Annotated in this window: 12 protein-coding genes; 5 read left to right on the top strand and 7 right to left on the bottom strand. The window is 62.2% G+C overall.

What is annotated here, in order from left to right; all coding sequences use genetic code 11:
- Positions 1 to 186: 186 nt before the first annotated feature.
- The 6 genes from AB4O40_RS03590 to AB4O40_RS03615 all read right to left on the bottom strand — a co-directional run bounded on the left by AB4O40_RS03590 (position 187) and on the right by AB4O40_RS03615 (position 6,766).
- Positions 187 to 2,442 (bottom strand): hybrid sensor histidine kinase/response regulator, encoded by a 2,256-nt coding sequence (locus AB4O40_RS03590; protein WP_056725054.1) that lies wholly within the window; start codon positions 2,440 to 2,442, stop codon positions 187 to 189.
- Positions 2,439 to 3,212, bottom strand: a complete 774-nt coding sequence (locus AB4O40_RS03595; protein WP_056725057.1) for a substrate-binding periplasmic protein — start codon at positions 3,210 to 3,212, stop codon at positions 2,439 to 2,441. Before AB4O40_RS03595 ends, AB4O40_RS03590 begins: the two co-directional genes overlap by 4 nt.
- Before the next feature lie 5 nt (positions 3,213 to 3,217).
- Positions 3,218 to 3,934, bottom strand: coding sequence for a response regulator (locus tag AB4O40_RS03600; protein WP_046037067.1), 717 nt, complete (start codon positions 3,932 to 3,934; stop codon positions 3,218 to 3,220).
- 92 nt (positions 3,935 to 4,026) lie between these two features.
- On the bottom strand, positions 4,027 to 4,674 hold the full coding sequence (locus AB4O40_RS03605) for a TetR family transcriptional regulator C-terminal domain-containing protein (RefSeq protein ID WP_460056047.1): 648 nt from the start codon (positions 4,672 to 4,674) through the stop codon (positions 4,027 to 4,029).
- Positions 4,675 to 4,852: 178 nt separating this feature from the next.
- Positions 4,853 to 5,641: a class II aldolase/adducin family protein gene (locus tag AB4O40_RS03610; protein ID WP_460056044.1), complete on the bottom strand. Its 789-nt coding sequence runs from the start codon at positions 5,639 to 5,641 to the stop codon at positions 4,853 to 4,855.
- A gap of 75 nt (positions 5,642 to 5,716) precedes the next feature.
- Positions 5,717 to 6,766 (bottom strand): ABC transporter substrate-binding protein, encoded by a 1,050-nt coding sequence (locus AB4O40_RS03615; RefSeq protein WP_056725063.1) that lies wholly within the window; start codon positions 6,764 to 6,766, stop codon positions 5,717 to 5,719.
- Between the two features lie 216 nt (positions 6,767 to 6,982).
- Between AB4O40_RS03615 and AB4O40_RS03620 the strand changes: the two genes are divergently transcribed.
- Positions 6,983 to 8,944: an oxidoreductase gene (locus AB4O40_RS03620; RefSeq protein WP_223542148.1), complete on the top strand. Its 1,962-nt coding sequence runs from the start codon at positions 6,983 to 6,985 to the stop codon at positions 8,942 to 8,944.
- Between the two features lie 162 nt (positions 8,945 to 9,106).
- Positions 9,107 to 9,703, top strand: a complete 597-nt coding sequence (locus AB4O40_RS03625; RefSeq protein WP_056725067.1) for a cupin domain-containing protein — start codon at positions 9,107 to 9,109, stop codon at positions 9,701 to 9,703.
- On the opposite strand, the gene AB4O40_RS03630 is transcribed toward AB4O40_RS03625, so the two are convergent.
- Complete coding sequence (locus AB4O40_RS03630) at positions 9,700 to 10,632, bottom strand: helix-turn-helix domain-containing protein (RefSeq protein ID WP_223542147.1); 933 nt, start codon at positions 10,630 to 10,632, stop codon at positions 9,700 to 9,702. The genes AB4O40_RS03625 and AB4O40_RS03630 overlap by 4 nt on opposite strands.
- Before the next feature lie 163 nt (positions 10,633 to 10,795).
- Between AB4O40_RS03630 and AB4O40_RS03635 the strand changes: the two genes are divergently transcribed.
- The 3 genes from AB4O40_RS03635 (at position 10,796) to AB4O40_RS03645 (ending at position 14,708) form a co-directional block, all read left to right on the top strand.
- A complete protein-coding gene (locus tag AB4O40_RS03635; RefSeq protein ID WP_056725071.1) occupies positions 10,796 to 12,154 on the top strand; it encodes a glutamine synthetase family protein in 1,359 nt (452 codons plus the stop codon).
- 167 nt (positions 12,155 to 12,321) lie between these two features.
- On the top strand, positions 12,322 to 13,410 hold the full coding sequence (locus AB4O40_RS03640) for a polyamine ABC transporter substrate-binding protein (protein ID WP_223542146.1): 1,089 nt from the start codon (positions 12,322 to 12,324) through the stop codon (positions 13,408 to 13,410).
- Positions 13,407 to 14,708 carry an NAD(P)/FAD-dependent oxidoreductase gene (locus AB4O40_RS03645; RefSeq protein ID WP_460056038.1) on the top strand — a complete coding sequence of 434 codons (1,302 nt, stop codon included), beginning with the start codon at positions 13,407 to 13,409 and terminating at the stop codon, positions 14,706 to 14,708. The genes AB4O40_RS03640 and AB4O40_RS03645 overlap by 4 nt, the downstream gene beginning before the upstream one ends.
- The last annotated feature ends 91 nt before the right edge of the window (positions 14,709 to 14,799 follow it).

A 14,799-nucleotide genomic window follows, 5' to 3' on the forward strand; every position in this document is an offset into this window, starting at 1 on the left:
AGGTGAACAGCGCGCGACAGGACGTCACGGCGCAGGGAGGGATCAGCTTTACGGCAATTCATTATTATTATCTCCAATAAGCTTCGAAGACCGCGCTGCGGCGGTTGCGTCGATTATTGGAAAGCCATGTAAGTTCGCGTTGACCGTAAAGATCGAAGTTGTACAAAGTCGTAACAAATTTGTACGTCAGCTCTGCAACAGGCCTTTGAGAGTCTCGAGCGAGTGCTGCAATTGCTCATCGAGCGTGGGTCTCATGTGCTGGATCGCCGATTCATCGTTTGCCAGCGCCAAGGTCTCCAGCGCCCTTAACGTTGTGGCCAAGGCCCGAAAACCCAGGGAATCGCAGCTACCAGCCAGGCGGTGAGCCAATTGTGCGACCTCTGTGCAGTCGTTGGCGGCCATGGCTTCATGCAGCGCATCGCGGTGTTGCAGGATCGAGTCGCGGAGCACCGCCAGCAGGCCCTGGACCTTTTGCGCACCCAACAGGCTGCGATGGGTCTGCAACAGCGGCCAGTCCATTGCCTCATCGCTCGGCAGCGACTCGGCCACAGGCGCCTGCCCTTCCAGCACCTGGCGCAGGTTTTCCAGCTTCAAGGGCTTGGCCAGGACTCCGTCCATGCCGGCATCCAGATAACCGCGCACCAGCGCCGGTTGCACGCTGGCGGTCAGGGCGAAGATGCGCGTGTGACGGTTCGGCCCGTCGCTGCTGCGGATCTGCCGGCACAGCTCGACACCGCTGATGCCCGGCAGGTGCACGTCCAGCAGCATCAGGTCGAACACCCGAGCCGCGCAGTGTTGCAGCGCCTGATCCGCTTCTTCGGCCAGCCACACCCGGTGGCCGTCCCGTTGCAGCAAGCCCTTGACCACTTCGCGGTTGAGCGCCACATCTTCGACCACCAGGATGTTCAGTGCCGGCCCCGCCGCGCGAACCGGCGCAACCTCAGCCACGCCGCTGGCCGGTTGCAGGGACAGCTCGAACCAAAAGCAACTGCCGCGCCCCTCTTCACTGTCCACACCGATGCAGCCGCCCATCTGCTCCACCAGATGTTTGCAGATCGCCAACCCCAACCCGGTGCCACCAAAACGTTGCGCGACTTCTTCGCTGGCCTGGGTGAAACGCTCGAAAATCTTCGCCTGCATCAAAGGGGCAATGCCGATGCCGTCGTCCGTGACACTGACCCGCAGCCGCTGCCCGGTCTGTTCGCAGGTTTCGCCAAGCAGCGCCACCTCGACGCCGACTTCGCCGCCTTCGGTGAACTTGATCGCGTTGGCCAGCAGGTTGCTCAGCACCTGGCGCAGGAACTGCTCGGCGCCGTGGTGATACTCGGCAATCCGCTGATCGATGCGGCAACTGAGGATCGTGTCGTTGTTCAGCGCTCGCGGTTCCAGAAGTGTCAGCACCTCGTCGAGCAACTGGCGCAGCGAGAAATCCACCGGTTCGGGATGGCTGACGCCCTCCTCCAGCTTGGCGAAATACAGCACTTCATTGAGGATCGTCAGCAAGCCTTCGCCGGCCTTGTGCAAGGCATCCAGGCGTTTGCCGTCCTGGGCATCCAGGCGCGCGCCGCGCAGCAATTCGGCCATGCCGAGAATGCCGTTCAGTGGCGTGCGCAGTTCGTGGCTCATGGTCGCCAGGAACCGCGACTTGGCAAGGTTGGCCGCTTCCGCCTCGTCTTTGGCACGCATCAGGCTGGCGGTGCGGCGCTCGACCATTTTCAGCAGCTCGTCACGGTTGTCCTGTAAGGCCAGGCGATCGGTTTCCCGGCGCTCGATGTCCCGCAGGATCGCCCGACGCATATCGTCCAGCGCATGGGCCACGGTGTCGATTTCGTCGCTGCCACGACGCTTGTCCAGGTGCAGGGGTTCGTGCCACTCACCGGCGGCGATGCGCCGGGCAAACTCGGCCATGACTTTCAGGTGCCGGGTTACCAGTCGATAAAACAGCCCCGACAAGGCAACGGCCAGGCCGCAGAGGAACACCGCCATCCACAGCAGGCTGGTCAAACCGGTGGCGTAGAGACGCTGGTACACCGCCCCCAGATCCGTGCTGACCTCCAGCTCGCCAAGGTTGCGCAACGGGCCGGACGGCGGCTGATAGTCCAGGACAAAGCGCTCGATGCGCAGCGGGCCCGTGGGGTGCGGATTGCCCTGTACCAGGTCGAAATCGGCGCTGGTCAAGTGCACCCGCGCGACGTCGGAGAAGTCCACCAGCCCGCGCAACTGCACATTCAGCTGCTCCTGGTTCAAGTCCCAGAGACTGCGTTCCAGGCTGGCCAGGTAGCCGGCGCGGATCAGCTCCATGCGCGATTCGATGTCGCGCATTTCCCGTCGATACTCGATGTAAAGTTGCACGCTGCTGGCCAGCACGGTGAAGCACAGGCTGAACAACAGAATGAACAGCAGCAGGCGCCGCAACAGTCCACCGGGACGGGCGCGAATCATTGCGCATCCGCCGGCAGGTTGATCATGTCGCGGTAGGTCACTTCGCTTTCGTTGAGCCAGCGCTCGATGTCACCGCCGTCGACCATGCGCTGCAACTGCGCATTGATTTCGGGCATGCGAGTGGCCAAGGGCGAGCGTCGCGACACGGCAACCCGCAGATAGTCCACGCTCAATGCCTTGGGCAAGGCGACGATGTCCTGGCCGCCGGGCAGGTTTTCCACGTACAACTGGCCGGTACGCCGCTCCTGGGTGATGAAATCGATGCGCCCGCGAATCAGCTTGCCGAAGTTCTGGTGGCTGTCGGAAACCCATTCGATATTGTTGTTGCGCGCAACCATGCGATCGAACTCCACGCCATAGCTCTCGCCGAACAACAGGCCGCCACGGTAATGGGCCAGGTCGTCCAGTTGTTCGAATTTCACCGGATGCTGGCGGTTGATGAACAGCGCCACTTCTTCACGCAAGACCGGCACCGTCGAGAACAGCATGCTCTGCTCCCGTTGCGCAGTGCTGTAGGCCAGCACCACATCGACCCGGCCTTCGGCGGCGTCCAGCAGGCAGCGTTTCCAGTTGCCCAGCACCACCATCTCGACCTCGTAACCCAACCGGCCAAACAGGTTTTTCACCACGTTCGGCGCCAGGCCGCGCACCTGCTTGCCGTCGCTCCAGGACACGGGCGGGTACACCGGGTAATCGCAATAGCGAACCTTGTCCGCCGCGACCGCATGGCCGGCCAGCAGCAGCGCCAGCAGGCAAGGCCATCGCGCCATCAGCTTCAGGCCGCCACACTGGCGGTGAACAGGTAACCGGCGCCGTGAATGGTGATGATCAACTGCGGTTCGGCCGGATCGTCATGCAACTTGCGGCGCAAGCGCCCGACCAGCACGTCGATGGAGCGGTCGTTGGGCACCCATTCGCGGTTGCGGATCTGGTCCATCAACTGGTCGCGGCTGAGGGTGTGGCCGCTGTTGCGCAGGAACACGCTGAGCAACTGGTATTCGCCGTGAGTCAGCAGGGTTTCGCTGCCGGACGGATCGATCAGGCGACGGCGGTCGGTGTCCAGTGACCAGTCGGCGAACTGCTTGACCGGCTTGGCCACCGCGACGGCAGGCGCCGGCGTTTGCGCATGACGGACCCGGCGAATCAGGTTTTTCGCCCGGGACACCAGCTCCCTTGGATTGAGGGGTTTGATCACGTAGTCATCGGCGCCGCATTCGAGGCCGACGATGCGGTCGATTTCATCGTTGCGCCCGGTGATCAGGATGATTCCGACTTCCGAACGCACCCGCAGTTCACGGGTCAGGGTCAGGCCGTCCTTGCCCGGCAGGCGGATGTCGAGCATCACCAGGTCGACGCTCTGGCTGGCCAGGAAGGTTTCCGCCAGTTCCGCCGTGGCGGCGCAATGGACGTCGTAGCCTTCCTGGGACAGGTAGGCGTGCAGCAGATCGCGAATCAGCGGATCGTCATCGACGATCAATACCCGAGGAGTCATCGCTTGGTGTCCGGCATAGGCCCTGAGGCCAGTTTCTTATTAGAGTGTATTCCTGCATCGGCGCCAGAGAGTATCGATTGCTGAACGACTGATCAACAGTCGCTCGTCTGCAGGCAAAAACGCTGGCGTCCACCGGCCTGCAGACCGTCGACCCAGGCCTCGCAAATCTGGATGCCTTGCTCCGGGGTGAAGGTGCCGGGGTTCAGCCCGGACTCCAGCCACAAGCCGTCGAGCAAGGCGCTGAGGCTGATGGCGGCGAGGTCGGCGTCGAAATTTTCCCAGCCCTCTTCCCGGGCCAATTCCGCCAGCACCTTGCGCAGGATGCCGCGATACTCGCCATAGGAATGATCGTGGGCCTGGTTGATGGCCTCGGCGGTTTTCACCGCGCCCCAGAACGCCAGCCACGCATCGATCAGTTGCGGGTCGAGCAGCTCGGCGGAAAACGATCCGCGGAAAAACGCCGACAAGCGCTCCCGGGCATTCGGCGCGGCTTGCTCCATGGCGTCGCGCAGCAGGGTCATGACCCGCCCGGTGATCGCCATGTAGGCATCGGCCACCAGTTCATCCTTGCCGGAATAGTGATGGCTGATCAGCCCCACCGAGACCCCTGCCTCGGCGGATATCTTGCGGATCGACGCGCCCTGGAAGCCGTGACGCTTGAGGCACACCAGCGTCGCCTCGATCAGGTTGGCTTTGCGCAACTGCGGTTCCATGCGGGAAAAACGGGCTTCCTGGTTCATGGGCGACACGCTCCTTGGTTCAATCGTTCAGGCCTGCGCGGGTTGGCGTCGGGCTGAACGACTGTACAGCAAGAGCGGGCCATTTCTCCAGTCAGTTGCCAGTCTGGTAGACCGCGGCGCGTCCATCGCGAGCAAGTCGGATCGCGAAGGGGTCAGCTCAAACAACACAGAATCCGGATCAGTCCCGATACCTCGGAGCCACACGATCCAGCATTCGCAACAACGCCGCCCAAGCCAGTTGCATGGCATCCGGATCACTCAGTTCCCCCTCCTCCAACGGCCGCCCCGGATCATTGAACTGCCGTTCTGTATGCGCACAGACCTCGTGCGACGGCAGCACAACCTCACCGGCAGCTTGCGCGGCCAGCTGGATTTCACAGGCCTTTTCCAGGTAGTACATGCGCAAGAATGCCTGGCTCACCGTCTCGCCGACAGTCAGCAAGCCATGGTTGCGCAGCATCAATACCGATTTGTCGCCCAGGTCCGCCACCAGCCGTTGCTGCTCGCTCAGGTCCAGCGCCACACCTTCGTAATCGTGGTAAGCGACCCGGCCATAAAACTCCATGGAAATCTGGTTCACCGGCAACAACCCACACTTCAACGCCGCCACCGCACACCCGGATTTGGTGTGGGTGTGCAGCACGCATTGCGCATCTTCACGGGCGCCATGAATGGCGCTGTGAATCACGAACCCGGCCGGGTTGACCGGGTACGGCGACGGCTCTACGGCATGGCCATCAAGGTCGATCTTCACCAGGTTGGAGGCAGTGATTTCATCGAACATCAGCCCGTAGGGGTTGATCAGAAAGTGATGCTCCGGCCCCGGAATGCGCACCGAGATGTGGGTGAAGATCAGATCGGTCATGCGAAAGTGCGCAATCAAACGGTAACAGGCCGCCAGTTCCTCACGCAGGCGCTGTTCGGTGGCGCTGCGTTCAGGGGCCAGGTGGCTGGCGATGTTGTTCATGGTTGTGGTTCTCCAGGCTGATCGGCTGGGGCAGACAGTAAGGCTGGACGCTTGGACACGTCCAGCCGTCCGCATTTATTTACTGGCCCAGGCGTTGAAGCGCTCTTCGAGCTCTTCGCCATGATCGACCCAGAAACCGACGTTCATCGACAGTGCGCCCTTGAGGTTCTGCGGCGCGGTGGGCACCCATTGCGCCAGTTTGTCGTCCAGCCGTGCGGCGGCCTGGGTGTTGGTCGGGCCGTAGGGGATCTGCTGCACGTAGTTGACCTGGGCGTCCGGCTGGTTGGCGAAGGCGATAAAGCGCTTGGCCTGATCCACATGCCGGGACCCTTTGATGATCGCCCAGTAGTCCATGCCGTACAGGCTGCCGGGCCAGACCAGAGCGAGGTGGCTGCCCTTCTGCGCGGCGTCGGCGATGCGTCCGCTGTAGGTCGAGGTCATCACCACATCGCCGGCGGTCAGCCACTGCGGCGGTTGCGCGCCGGCCTCCCACCACTGGATGTAAGGCTTGAGTTCAGTGAGCTTGGCGAATGCCCGGTCCACCCCCTGCGGGGTGCCGAGCACCTTGTAGACGTCTTCGGTCTTGACCCCGTCGGCCAGCAAGGCGAATTCCAGGTTGTACACCGCGCGTTTGCGCAGCCCACGCTTGCCGGGGGTTTTCTTCACGTCCCAGAAGTCTGCCCACGAGGTCGGGGCCTGGGCCAGTTTGTCGGTGTCGTAGGCAATCGCCACGCTCCACACCAGCGCGGCGGAACCGCATTCCTGCGCCGCCTCGGGGATCAACTGGTCGGCGTGGCCCAGGCGGGTCCAGTCCAGGCGCTCGTACATGCCTTCCTCGCAGCCGCGCATCAGGTCCGGACCTTCGATCTGCACCACGTCCCAGTCGACGTTGCCGGTGTCGACCATGACTTTGATTTTGGCCATTTCTCCGTTGTATTCACTCTGGATCACCTTGCTTTGATCCACGGCGGCGAAGGGTTGAAAGAACGCCACGTCCTGGGCTTTTTGTCCGGCTCCGCCGTATCCGACCACCACCATGTCCGATGCTGCCTGAGCGCTGCCCAGGCCCATGGCCACGGACAACACCAAGGGATAAAAACCGTGCTTGAGCGTGTGCGATTTCATCAGTGGTTCCTCTTGCAGGTGCCACGGGACCCAAGGCCCGCGCAGCCCTTTTTTATTGTTGTGAGGTTTGGCCCGGGAGCGGGCTCGAGACGAAACTACTGCAAGGCGTAGTAAAAAAACAAGTTGATTTTTTACTGAAGGTAAATTTCTATAGCGCAACAATAACAACGCCGAAACCCGGCCTTTCGGCTTCAGCCTGCCAGGAGTACCCGCCCCATGCCGACCTCGACACCCGCCTTCGCGCACCTGTTCGAACCCCTGGAGATCCGTGGCAAGCGCCTGAAAAACCGCATCATGTCCAGCGGGCACGACACCTCGATGCCCACCGACAATCTGGTCAATGAGCAATTGATCGCCTATCACCGGGCGCGTGCCGAAGGCGGTGCCGGGCTGATCGTGCTGCAAGTGGCCGGCGTGCATGACAGCGCGCGCTACACCTCCCATGTGCTGATGGCCACCGACGATGCGTGCATCGAGGGCTACCGCAAACTGGCGCAAACCTGCCATGCCCACGGTACCGTGGTGTTGTCCCAGGTGTTCCATCCGGGGCGGGAGATCATGGAGTCCAGCGATGGCCTGCTGGCGGTGGCCTATTGCGCCTCGTCGGTGCCCAACGAACGCTTCCGGGTGATGCCCCGCGCGCTGGACCAGGCCATGATCGACGAGATCGTCGCCGGTTATGCCGCTGCCGCCCGCCGACTGCACCAGGCAGGCATCGATGGCGTCGAGGTCGTGGCCAGCCATGGTTACCTGCCGGCGCAGTTCATCAATCCGCGGGTCAACCGGCGGACCGATGGCTACAACGGCGGACTGGAACAGCGTTTGCGTTTCCTGCGCGAGGTAATCGCCGCTGTGCGCGCGGCGACCGACGAGCAGTTCATCATCGGCCTGCGCATTTCCGCCGACGAGCGCGACCCGGAAGGCCTGACCGAGGACGAATCCCTGGCCGCCGTGCAGTCACTGCAAGCGCAGTTCGATTACGTGCACATCGTCGCCGGCACCTCGGCTTCCCTGGGTGGCGCGGTGCATATCGTGCCACCCATGGCGATCGAAGCGGCGTACCTGGCTAAAGAAGCCGGGACGTTCAAGGCCGGTTTAAACATTCCGTTGTTCGTCACCGGGCGCATCAACCAGCCCCAGGAAGCCGAGCTGATTCTGGCTCGCGGCCAGGCCGATGTGTGCGGCATGACCCGGGCGCTGATTTGCGATCCGCAAATGCCCAACAAGACCGACACCGGCCGCGTCGAAGACGTGCGGGCGTGCATTGCCTGCAACCAGGCGTGCATCGGCCACTTCCACAAGGGCTTGCCGATTTCCTGCATCCAGCACCCGGAAACCGGGCGCGAACTGATCTTCGGCGAACGCCGACAAGCGCCACGGCGCAAACGCATCATGATCGCCGGCGGTGGCCCAGCCGGGATGAAAGCCGCCACCGTTGCGGCCCAGCGCGGCCATGAGGTGACGTTGTACGAAGCCAGTCCGCAACTGGGCGGTCAGGTGTTGCTCGCGCAGCTGCTGCCGCGGCGTAGCGAATTCGGCGGTGCCAGTACCAACCTGCAACGGGAAATGGAACTGGCCGGCGTGCGCGTGGTGCGCAATACCCGAGTCGACCGGGCACTGGTGGAACGGGAAAAACCGGACATGGTGATCGTCGCTACCGGTGCCGAGCCCTACTGGCCGGCCTTCGAGCGCGGCGGTGAGTTGCAGGTGGTGGACGCCTGGCAAGTGCTGCGCGATGAAGTACAGGTCGGCCGTTCGGTGGTGGTGGTCGACTGGCGCTGCGACTGGATCGGCCCCGGCATTGCCGAACGCCTGGTGCGCGCCGGGCACCAGGTGCAGCTGGCGGTCAACGGCACCCACTGCGGGGAAAACCTGCCGCTGTACGTGCGCGATCAACTGGCCGGCGAACTGCATAAGCTGGGCGTGCCGATCACGCCCTACGCGCGGTTGTATGGCTGCGATGACAATACGGTGTACCTGCAACACACCGCCAGTGGCGAACCGATGCTGATGGAGAACATCGATACGCTGGTGCTGTGCCAAGGCCACCAACCGGTGGATACCCTGGGTGCGGAGTTGCAAGGGCTGGTGGAGTTTCGCCGCATCGGTGACTGCCTGGCGCCGCGTACCGCCGAAGAAGCGATTTATGAAGGCCTTAAAGTCGCGTGGGAGCTTTAAGGCTGTTTATACTCCGGGGCTTTACATTCAAATGATCGCTCTCAGTAGGAGCTGCCGCAGGCTGCGATCTTTTGATTTTGCTTTTCAAAAACAAGATCAAAAGATCGCAGCCTGCGGCAGCTCCTACCAGGGTGTGGCGTAGCCCCCGGTTCGGAATTTTCCATGAGCAACAACAGCAAGACCCCGCCCGCTTCAGGCAGCGCCGAACCGCATTTTCTCGGCACGCGCATTCGCGGCCTGCGCAAGCGCCGGGGCATGACCCTGGCGGAACTGGCGCAACAGAGCGAACTCACCGCCGGCTACATCAGCCAGCTGGAACGCAACCTCGCCTACCCGTCGATTCCGGCGCTGTTCAACATTGCCCGCAGCCTCGGCGTGACCATCCAGTGGTTTTTCGCCAGTGAAGCGGTCACCGCGCCCGAAGACGATGGCGTCGTGGTACGCAAGAACAGCCGCCTGAACGTGCATTACGAAGACGGCATCGTCGACCAGTTGTTGACGCCGCAAGCCAACCGCCAACTGGAAATGCTCCACTCGCGCTTCCCGCCCGGCACCTACAGCCAGCAAAGCTACAGCCACGACGGAGAAGAAGCCGGCTACTTGCTCTCGGGGAGTTTCGAGTTGTGGGTCGGCGAGCGCCATTTCCAGCTCAATGAAGGCGACAGCTTCAGCTTTTCCAGCCAGGAACCGCACCGCTACGGCAATCCCGGCGATGTCGATGCGGTGGTGATCTGGGTGATTACGCCACCGACGTTCTAACGCCGGCTGCGACCGCTTGCCTGAGTGGAACTCGCACGCTTGAGGGTGTCGCTCGGCAGCTCGTTGAACAACGCGCGGTAGCTGCTGGAAAACCGCCCCAGATGCCAGAACGACCAATGCATCGCCACCTCGGCCACGGTGGTTTGCGTGGGTGTGCGGCTGAGCAATTCGCGGCGGGCGCTGTTGAGGCGGCGCAGGCGCAGCCACTGGGTCGGCGACATACCGGTGTAGGTCTTGAACGCATGCTGCAACTGGCGCAGTGAAACCCCCGCGACCTGAGACAGCTCCAGCAGGTTGAGGTGTTCTTCCGGGGTGTCCGCGGCCCATTCTCCTACCCGCTTCATGATCGACCGCTCCCCGGCCCGACGCTGCAGGGCCCCCTGGTCGAGGCCGACACAGGCGTTGTCGAGGATGAACAGGCAATCTTCCAGCAGTTGCTGGGTCAGCGCTTCGCGGCTCGGTGGATCGAAGGTCTGCGACAGGCGCGTCAAGGTCCCGCTGAGCCAACGGCAGAACAGCGCGTTCTGCTGGGAGTTGAGCGGTGCCATGAACAGCCCTTCGAGCCTGGCGATGTCGAGGCTGTGGCGCTTTACGAACTCCGGCCCGAACACCACGGCGATTTCCTGGTAGTTCTCCGGGGTGATCCAGATGTTGCGGCTTTCGCCATTCAACACGTACAGCGCGTTGTCGCCGCGATCGAAACAAAACGACAACGAACCCTGGGGCGCGCTGAAATTCTGTTCGACCCGGGTATTCATCGACTCTTCGTAAATCTCCACGCCCTGCAGATCCAGATAACGCACCAGGCCTGCGAAATGCCCCGGCGACATCTGCTGGTATTGCTGCACCCAACCCGGCGTGGCGCGGATTTGCTCGGCGACATCGGCGGTGTTGAACGCTTGGACCTGGAGGGAGTTGGAACCTGTCATGGGGGCGACCTTACGCACTCTTTTGGTGCGCTTTGTGCTGCTTAAAGTGGATAGATGGAACCGCAAGGCTCGCACAAGATAGTCGTCAACGCGCTACAGGGGAAGTGTCCGGCGGATGAAACCGGTCTCTCCTGGCGTTAATAAAACCAATAACGAGGTCTTTATGAATGTCCCTTTCGATCAGCTGTTCACTTGGCTGAAAGATCACAAGATTACCGAAGTCGAGTGCGTCGTCAGCGACCTGACCGGCATTGCACGCGGCAAAATTGCACCGACCAACAAGTTCCTGCATGAGCGAGGCATGCGCCTGCCGGAAAGTGTCCTTCTGCAAACGGTAACCGGGGACTTTGTCGACGACGACATCTACTACGACCTGCTCGACCCGGCCGATATCGACATGGTCTGCAAGCCAGATGCCGACGCGGTCTACGTGGTGCCATGGGCCATCGAGCCGACCGCCATCGTGATCCACGACACCTTCGACAAGTTCGGCAACCCGATCGAACTGTCGCCGCGCAACGTGCTGAAGAAAGTCCTGCAGCTGTACACCGACAAAGGCTGGCGTCCGATCGTCGCGCCGGAAATGGAGTTCTACCTGACCCAGCGCTGCGAAGACCCGGACCTGCCGCTCAAGGCGCCGATGGGCCGTTCGGGCCGCGCCGAAAGCGGTCGTCAGTCGTTCTCCATCGACGCTGCCAACGAATTCGATCCGCTGTTCGAAGACGTTTACGACTGGTGCGAACTGCAAGGCCTGGACCTCGACACGCTGATCCACGAAGACGGCCCGGCGCAGATGGAAATCAACTTCCGTCATGGCAACGCCCTGGACCTGGCGGACCAGATCACCGTGTTCAAACGCACCATGCGTGAAGCGGCGCTCAAGCACAACGTGGCGGCAACCTTCATGGCCAAGCCGGTCGGCGACGAGCCTGGCAGCGCCATGCACATTCACCAGAGCGTGGTGGACATTGCCACCGGTCAGCCGATCTTCGCCGATGCCGATGGCAACATGAGCGAACTGTTCCTGCATCACATTGGCGGCTTGCAGAAGTACATCCCGAAGGTGCTACCGATGTTCGCGCCGAACGTCAACTCGTTCCGCCGTTTCCTGCCGGACACCTCGGCACCGGTGAACGTCGAATGGGGCGAAGAAAACCGCACCGTCGGCCTGCGCGTGCCGACCTCCAGCCCCGACGCCATGCGCGTCGAGAATCGCCTGCCGGGCGCCGACGCCAACCCGTACCTGGCCATCGCCGCCAGCCTGCTGTGCGGTTACCTGGGCATGGTCGAGCGTATCGAGCCGAGCGCTGCGGTACAGGGCCGCGCCTATGAGCGTCGCAACCTGCGCCTGCCGATCACCATCGAGGACGCCCTGACCCAGATGGAAGAGTGCGACACCATCAGCCGCTACCTGGGCAACAAGTTCGTGCGGGGCTATGTCGCGGTCAAACGCGCCGAGCACGAGAACTTCAAGCGGGTGATCAGTTCGTGGGAGCGTGAGTTCCTGATGCTCAGCGTCTGAGATCTTCGCTGTCCGTAACGGCCTCATCGCGAGCAAGCTCGCTCCCACAGGGGAACGCATTTCAAATGTGGGAGCGACGGTGCGGCGACCCGACTTGCTCGCGATGAGGGCCGACAGACCACCAAAGAATCACCTGAAGAATCCAACAATTCCAAGAAGGTATCGATATGCGTCTTTTGAAATCCGTGGTCCCCGCCGCACTGGCGGTTCTGTTCAGCGCCGTTGCCCAGGCCCAGCCACAGGTCAGCGTCTACAACTGGACCGACTACATCGGCGAAACCACCCTCGCCGACTTCCAGGCCAAGACCGGGATCAAGGTGATCTACGACGTATTCGATTCCAACGAAACCCTGGAAGGCAAACTGCTTGCCGGTCGTACCGGGTATGACGTGGTGGTGCCGTCCAACCACTTCCTCGCCCGCCAGGTGAAGGCCGGTGCGTTCCTCAAGCTCGATCGCGAGCAACTGCCGAATTTCCAGAACCTAGATCCGAAACTGCTGGCGCTGCTGGAGAAAAACGATCCGGGTAACGCGCACTCGGTGCCGTACCTGTGGGGCACCAACGGCATCGGCTATAACGTCGACAAGGTCAAGGCGGTGCTGGGTATCGACAAAATCGACTCCTGGGCCGTGCTGTTCGAACCGGAAAACATCAAGAAGCTCAGCGCCTGCGGCGTGTCGATGATGGACTCGGCGGACGAAGTGTTCCCGGCGATGCTCAATTACATGGGTATGGACCCGCGCAGCGAAAACCCAGAGGACTTCAAGAAGGCCGAAGCCAAGCTGCTGCAGATCCGCCCCTACATCACCTATTTCCACTCCTCCAAGTACGTCTCGGACCTGGCCAACGGCGACATCTGCGTGGCATTCGGTTACTCGGGCGATGTGTTCCAGGCCGCCAACCGCGCCAAGGAAGCCAAGAACGGCGTGAACATCGCCTACGCCATTCCCAAGGAAGGCGCCAACCTGTGGTTCGACCTGCTGGCCATCCCCGCCGACGCCGGCAATCCGAAAGAAGCCCACGCCTTCATCAACTACCTGCTGGACCCGCAAGTGATTGCCAAGGTCAGTGAGTCGGTCGGCTACGCCAACCCGAACCCGGCCGCCAAGCAGTACATGGACCCTGAACTGGTCAGCAACCCCGAGGTTTATCCATCCCAGGAAGTCCTCGACAAACTCTACATCTCCACCACGCCGCCGCAGTCGATCATGCGCCTGATGACCCGTTCGTGGAGCAAAGTGAAGTCCAACAAATGAATCAGTACACCAAGGAACACACCCACTCCTATTACGCGGCGTCCGCCAAGGGCATGAGGCAGCGTCCCGCACTGGCCTCGGACCTGATGGCCGATGTCTGCGTGGTCGGTGCGGGTTTCACCGGCATCAACACCGCCATCGAACTGGCCCAGCGTGGGCTCTCGGTGGTCCTGCTGGAGGCCCGGCGAATTGGCTGGGGCGCCAGCGGGCGCAACGGCGGCCAGTTGATTCGTGGTATCGGCCATGACGTCAGCGGTTTCGCCAGGCACATCGGCGCCGATGGCGTGCAATACCTGGAACATGCCGGGACCGAGTCGGTGCAGGTCGTGGGCAATCGCATCCGTGAGCACGGCATCGATTGCGACCTGAGCTGGGGCTTCTGCGAACTGGCCAACACCCCGGCACAGTTCAAGGCGTTCAAGGCCGAGCAGGCGCAACTGATTGAATCCGGCTACGCCTTTGAAACCCGACTGGTCGCGCCGGAACAGATTCGTGAACAGGTGGTGAACTCCGGCGTGTACGCCGGTGGCCTGGTGGACATGGGCTCGGGGCATTTGCATCCGCTGAACCTGGTCCTTGGCGAGGCGCAGGTTGCCGAGTCCCTTGGGGTGCGGATTTTCGAGCAGAGCCCGGTGCTGGAGTTGATCCATGGCAGCACGGTCCAGGTCCGTTGCGCCGGTGGCACTGTGAGTGCAGGCACCTTGGTGCTGGCCTGCAACGCGCACCTCGAAGAATTGGAACCGAAGCTCAGCGGCAAGGTACTCCCGGCGGGCAGCTACATCATCGCCACCGAGCCCTTGTCAGAAGAGGCCGCTGCAAAACTGATCCCGCACAACATCGCGCTGTGCGACCAGAAGGTCGGCCTGGATTACTACCGGCTCTCGGCTGACCGGCGTTTGCTGTTCGGCGGAGCCTGCCATTATTCCGGGCGCGATCCTTCGGACATCAGCGCCTACATGCGCCCGCAGATGCTCAAGGTATTCCCGCAACTGGCCGATGTGCGCATCGACTATCAGTGGGGCGGCAAGATCGGCATCTCGGCCAACCGTTTCCCCCAGGTCGGGCGCCTGGGCCAGCACCCCAACGTGTTCTACGCCCAGGGCTACTCCGGTCATGGCCTGAACGTGACCCACTGGTGCGCGAAGTTGTTGGGCGAAGCGATCCATGCCGGCCACAGCAAGGGCTTCGACGTGTTCAGCGCCGTGCCGCACATGACCTTCCCCGGCGGACGCGCCCTGCGTTCACCGTTGCTGGCCCTTGGCATGTTCTGGTATCGGATGCGGGAAGTGCTGGGTTGACCACCGGGCACCTGAGGCGAGTTGTCTCTCGCTTCAGGCGTCGCGGCAGGTCAGGAGGGGTTGTGGCGACCTCAAGAGATCGCCGCGGCAC

The organism is Pseudomonas sp. S2_F07 (assembly GCF_054668325.1).

Coding starts and splice junctions, on each gene's coding strand:
- AB4O40_RS03590 (WP_056725054.1), bottom strand. CDS start 2,442: ATGATTCGCGCCCGTCCCGGTGGACTGTTGCGGCGCCTGCTGCTGTTC.
- AB4O40_RS03595 (WP_056725057.1), bottom strand. CDS start 3,212: ATGGCGCGATGGCCTTGCCTGCTGGCGCTGCTGCTGGCCGGCCATGCG.
- AB4O40_RS03600 (WP_046037067.1), bottom strand. CDS start 3,934: ATGACTCCTCGGGTATTGATCGTCGATGACGATCCGCTGATTCGCGAT.
- AB4O40_RS03605 (WP_460056047.1), bottom strand. CDS start 4,674: ATGAACCAGGAAGCCCGTTTTTCCCGCATGGAACCGCAGTTGCGCAAA.
- AB4O40_RS03610 (WP_460056044.1), bottom strand. CDS start 5,641: ATGAACAACATCGCCAGCCACCTGGCCCCTGAACGCAGCGCCACCGAA.
- AB4O40_RS03615 (WP_056725063.1), bottom strand. CDS start 6,766: ATGAAATCGCACACGCTCAAGCACGGTTTTTATCCCTTGGTGTTGTCC.
- AB4O40_RS03620 (WP_223542148.1), top strand. CDS start 6,983: ATGCCGACCTCGACACCCGCCTTCGCGCACCTGTTCGAACCCCTGGAG.
- AB4O40_RS03625 (WP_056725067.1), top strand. CDS start 9,107: ATGAGCAACAACAGCAAGACCCCGCCCGCTTCAGGCAGCGCCGAACCG.
- AB4O40_RS03630 (WP_223542147.1), bottom strand. CDS start 10,632: ATGACAGGTTCCAACTCCCTCCAGGTCCAAGCGTTCAACACCGCCGAT.
- AB4O40_RS03635 (WP_056725071.1), top strand. CDS start 10,796: ATGAATGTCCCTTTCGATCAGCTGTTCACTTGGCTGAAAGATCACAAG.
- AB4O40_RS03640 (WP_223542146.1), top strand. CDS start 12,322: ATGCGTCTTTTGAAATCCGTGGTCCCCGCCGCACTGGCGGTTCTGTTC.
- AB4O40_RS03645 (WP_460056038.1), top strand. CDS start 13,407: ATGAATCAGTACACCAAGGAACACACCCACTCCTATTACGCGGCGTCC.